The 4,490-nt window shown below is 64.0% G+C and carries 6 protein-coding genes; all 6 read right to left on the reverse strand.

The window, feature by feature from the left end; translation table 11 throughout:
* Positions 1-228, reverse strand: a 228-nt coding sequence (locus ACH65_RS18750; protein ID WP_202594132.1) for a transposase, incomplete at its 3' end; no start/stop codon positions are given.
* A gap of 132 nt (positions 229-360) precedes the next feature.
* The gene (locus ACH65_RS19605) at positions 361-1,002 is read right to left on the reverse strand and encodes a hypothetical protein (protein ID WP_153242459.1); all 642 of its coding nucleotides are present in this window, start codon (positions 1,000-1,002) and stop codon (positions 361-363) included.
* Positions 950-1,849 carry an ATP-binding cassette domain-containing protein gene (locus tag ACH65_RS03285; protein ID WP_053096136.1) on the reverse strand — a complete coding sequence of 300 codons (900 nt, stop codon included), beginning with the start codon at positions 1,847-1,849 and terminating at the stop codon, positions 950-952. The genes ACH65_RS19605 and ACH65_RS03285 overlap by 53 nt, the downstream gene beginning before the upstream one ends.
* Positions 1,850-1,913: 64 nt before the next feature.
* Positions 1,914-3,425, reverse strand: coding sequence for an IS66 family transposase (gene tnpC / locus ACH65_RS03290; protein WP_082190123.1), 1,512 nt, complete (start codon positions 3,423-3,425; stop codon positions 1,914-1,916).
* Between the two features lie 69 nt (positions 3,426-3,494).
* A complete protein-coding gene (gene tnpB / locus ACH65_RS03295; protein WP_049621154.1) occupies positions 3,495-3,863 on the reverse strand; it encodes an IS66 family insertion sequence element accessory protein TnpB in 369 nt (122 codons plus the stop codon).
* Positions 3,864-3,876: 13 nt separating this feature from the next.
* Positions 3,877-4,490 (reverse strand): cysteine peptidase family C39 domain-containing protein (locus tag ACH65_RS18755; RefSeq protein ID WP_237561427.1); only part of this gene is annotated, 614 nt, incomplete at its 5' end.

A 4,490-nucleotide genomic window follows, 5' to 3' on the forward strand; every position in this document is an offset into this window, starting at 1 on the left:
CGTCCCGCTCAACAAGGTGGCCTGGTGCGCGCAGGCGCGGCACTGGTAGTACGGCTGACCACCACGGCGGAACGTCGAACGTCGTCGATCGCCGCACGCCGGACAGCGGAACCCCTTCGGCCAGCGCGACCGGTACAGTGCCCGGCGGCACTTCGCTTCGGTCCCGTACTGCGCTTGGAAATCGGCCATCGACAGGCCCTTCTGAAACTGCACACGATTCATCGCCATGACTCACACTCCCATCGTGAACATGGCTTCAGCATCCTCCGCGGCCGTCGCAAATCACGCGACTTGCCACTGAGGTTCGACGCTAATCAGGTCACTTTTTGGAAAAGGCATTTTGAATCCAATGGCCGGGCGCTAGTTGGAGCCTGCATTCATCCTTTCGGCACGTTCTTCCGATTGATGTAGCGGTGGCACATGCATCGCCCGGCGGTCGTCATCGCTAACAGCGCCTGGCGCGACGGGATAAAGAACTACCCTGCCAGCGGAATTCTTCACGAATTGCGTGCCATACCACTGAGGCTGCTTCATGCTCTCCAGCAATCGGTCCCACGTCGCCGCGGCCAGCCATTTCGCGTCTGCATTCTCCGGATCCAGCTGGGCTGCGATGGATGCCAGCGCATTAGCTAGCCGGTAATCATTGACTGACTGACCATGCTGCATGACAAGTGCTGCATTGTAGTAATCCGTCGCGGTAACCACGCTGCCGTCCGAAAGTAGCTCGCGTACGCGGGCCTGCCGCTCCATGTCGTGCTTGACGAGCAACTTCCAGTCCTGGCGAAGCAGACCCGATGCTCGCTCCGCCTGGTCGGCATCCCTTGTGGCCTGCAGTTTCGCATTACTCTCCGAAGCAAAGGCACCCGACGCCGACGCTAACAGAAGACCTGCAAGAACTACCCTGCCCCAACCGGCCAATAACATAATGTCTCCCAGGAACTCAGTTAGATCAAACGACGGATACTGCAACTGCACGGCCTGTCGAAGACCGAATACTTTCAAGCCACTCGCCCGGTGAACAGCACCGTTCGATTCGGCCGTTACCCATGACGATGACCCGGTCAGCCGACGTTACCGTGTCGGGCCTGTGAGCCACAAAAATACGTGTTGCATGGATACCAGAGACTGCCTGATTCACTGCCCGCTCCGATATCACGTCCAGGTGGCTGGTTGCCTCATCCAACACCAGAATCCGCGGGGACCGGTAAAGCGCTCGGGCCAACAACACTCTCTGCTTCTGCCCTCCTGAAAGGGCGCTACCCATGTCACCGACAGGCGTCCGGTACTTCATGGGCATCCCTTCAATATCCTTGTCCAGGGCAGCGAGGCACGCAGACGACCTGACGCGCTCGATGTCCGGGGAGGGATCAAAGAACGCGATATTCTCCTCAATCGTACCGGCGAAAAGGTCGTCGTTCTGCATCACCGCGCCAATGACGCCTCGATACGCTTCCAGACCAATGTCGCGGACGTCCAATCCTCCCAGTCGCACAGAGCCGGCAGTTGGCTCGAGGATTCCGACAAGGATCCTGACCAACGTGCTTTTGCCGCAGCCCGACGGACCCACCACGGCAATACATTCTCCCGACGATACTTCAAACTTACATCCATCCAGGATCAAGGGAAGCCCATCCGCGTAACGGAACGATACGTCGACCTCCAGGCGCGGCGCCGCGTTCAATTCAGCATCCAGTTTCACGGTTCCGACAAGTGATTCCGGCTCCGTGAGCACGATGTCGGAGAGACGGTCGGCGTGCACGTCCAGCACCTTGACGTCCGAGAACTTGTCGATCAGGCCGATGGCCTTCTGCGCGAACTGATCCTTGTACGCAAGAAACGCAATAAGCATGCCCCGAGATTCCTCGATTGTAAGCGTCCGCTCACCGCACCTTGCACCCGCGGCTGCAAACGCCTTAGGCCAGCGGCAATAGCGTCGCGATGTCGCGGTCCTTGGTCGTCGGTAGCCGGGTGAGGACGTCGACCAGCCAGGCATGCGGTTCGAGGCCGTTGGCCTTGGCGGTGGCCAGCAGGCCCATGATGGCGGCGGCGCGTTTGCCGGCGGTTTCGGAGCCGGCGAAAAGCCAGTTCTTGCGCCCGACCGCAATGGGCCGGATGGCGTTCTCGGCCGGGTTGTTGTCGATCGGGTGGCGGCCGTCGGCGAGGATGCGCGCCAGCGCATCCCATCGCTTCTGCGTGTAGCCGATGGCGCCGGCCAGGCCGGTGTTGCCCAGCACCTTGGGCTGCAGGTCGGTAAGCCAGCGCTTGAGGGCGGCCAGCCGGGGCGCCAGATACCGTTGGCGTTCGCGATGCCGGGCGTCGGGATCCAGCGTGCGCAGTTCGGCCTCGATGGCGTAGATCGCCCCGATCCGCTCGAGCGCCTCCTTCGCGACCGGGCTACCGCTGATCGCGTGGGCGTCAAAGAACTTGCGCCGCGCATGCGCCCAGCAGGCCAGCTCGGTGACGCCCTGGGCGAACAGCGCCTTGTAGCCGGCGTAGTCGTCGACCATCAGCGCGCCCTTCCAGTCGCCCAGGAAAGCGGCCGCGTGCTTGCCGGCCCGGGTCGGGCCGTAGTCGAACAGGACGATGGGCTGCGGCCCGGTACTTCGGTACACGAACAGATAGGCGCGCCGGGTCTTGCCGGCGCCCGGATCGAGCTGGGCGACCGGGGTCTCGTCGGCATGCAGCACCGGTGCGGCCAGCAGCCGGGCCCGCAGCGCATCGACCAGCGGTTGCAGCGCCAGGCCGACCTTGCCGATCCACTCGGCCAACGTGGTGCGCGGCAGCGTGAGCCCATGGCGCGCGTAGATCGCCTCCTGGCGGTACAGCGGCAGATGGTCGACGTACTTCTGGATCACCACCTGGGCCAGCAGGCCCGGCGCGGCGAGGCCGCGGTCGATGATCGCCGGGGCGACCGGCTCGGCCACCACGGTCTGGCAGGTGCGGCAGGCGTATTGCGGATAGACCTCGCGGCGCACGAACAGCTCGATGGGCTTGGCATCGAGCTTCTCGCTGACATGCTCGCCGATCTTCACCAGCGCCGCGCCGCAAGTGGCGCAGTCGCAGCGGGCCGGCGCGTGGATGGTGGTCACCCGGGCCAGCTCCGGCGGCAGGGCGCGACGCGTGGGCGCGGGGCGGGGTGCCTTGGGCCTCGGGGCGACGCCCGTGGCCTGGGCGGCCTCCAGTTGGGCTTCGACCGCCGCGATGTCCTCGGCCATCGCCTCGTCGAACAGACCGCGCTGCACGGCGTCCATACGCTCGGATTTGGCCGCGAACTGCACCCGGCGCAGGCGTGCCAGCTCGTGCGTGAGCTTGCCGATCAGCGCGTCGCGCTCGCGCAGCGTGCGCTCGTGCGAGGCAATCGCCGCGTCACGTGCCGCCAGGCTCACGTCGCGCTCGGCGATCATCGCCTCACGCTCGCGCACCATGCGGCGCAGCGTGTCGATATCGTCGATGGCCTCGGGCGTGGGAGCATCCATGCCGATGAGTGTAGCCGTCTAAACGAGCCTGCCCAGTGAGCTTGTGTCACATGACAGACGCTGCCAATCCACACCCGCGCACAGCCACGAAAACTGCCCCCGGCTGAGCGACCACAGCGTCTCGCCCGACACCCAGACAAACCGGCCACGGTGCAGCCGCCGCATGCACAGCCAGACGCCCTGCGCATCGACCACCAGCACCTTCAGCCGGGTCGCATGACGGTTGCGGAACACGTAGGCACTGCCGTCGAGCGGGTCCCGACCCAGCACCTCGCGCACGTGCACCAGCAGCCGGTCCGCGCCACATCGAAAATCCACCGGTGCGCCCACCAGCCACCAGGCCGTAACCCCTGGGCCGATGCCCGAATCCTTGACCTTCTTGCCCATCGCCTCGCTCCTGTCATGGCAGGTGCGTAGTGCAATGGGTCGGTGCAGCCGTGGGAAGGTGTCGTGGGCGGACGCTTACCCTCGATTCGAAGTAGGCCACCGGTAGCCGCAGGAGGTGCGAAAGGACCGAGCCCGTCCATTGCAGACCGACGCTGGAGGAGAGGTAGGCAAGGACCCAGCTGCGAAGATAGGTCAGGACGATCTGTATGCCCGACGACGCAAGAAAACCAATGCTCAACAAGAGCAACAGAGATTTGTCGCCGGAGACGACGACCCTGTCCAGGGTCCACTGCAGGAACAAGGGCGATGCTAACGCCAGTAGCTGGATGAGCAGCGAGAGGCCGATCAGGCTTCCCACGGTGCCTCCCAGTCCACGCACCTGGCCAACCAACTGCCTGATCCGTAACCGCGGGCCCGGTGCACGCTCGGTAAAATTGATTGTTGGCTCGAACTCCACCGCTATGCCGGTGAAGTGCTCCGAGATCTCTGCAGCATCCCTCCAGCGGGATCCACCGGATGGATCGTGAATCAGCGCCTTCTTTCCTCGACGATCGATTTTCTCCAGAACCACAAAATGACTGAGGCTCCAGTGCAGAACGCATGGCAGCTCCTGATTCCCCACGAGTC

Origin of the sequence: Frateuria defendens (assembly GCF_001182895.1) — a bacterium.
GTDB classification, from domain to species: Bacteria; Pseudomonadota; Gammaproteobacteria; order Xanthomonadales; family Rhodanobacteraceae; genus Frateuria_B; species Frateuria_B defendens.

Excerpts from the sequence above, each read along its gene's own strand:
- tnpB (WP_049621154.1), bottom strand. The coding sequence starts at position 3,863 with ATGGGCAAGAAGGTCAAGGATTCGGGCATCGGCCCAGGGGTTACGGCC.
- ACH65_RS03285 (WP_053096136.1), bottom strand. The coding sequence starts at position 1,849 with ATGCTTATTGCGTTTCTTGCGTACAAGGATCAGTTCGCGCAGAAGGCC.
- tnpC (WP_082190123.1), bottom strand. The coding sequence starts at position 3,425 with ATGGTGCGCGAGCGTGAGGCGATGATCGCCGAGCGCGACGTGAGCCTG.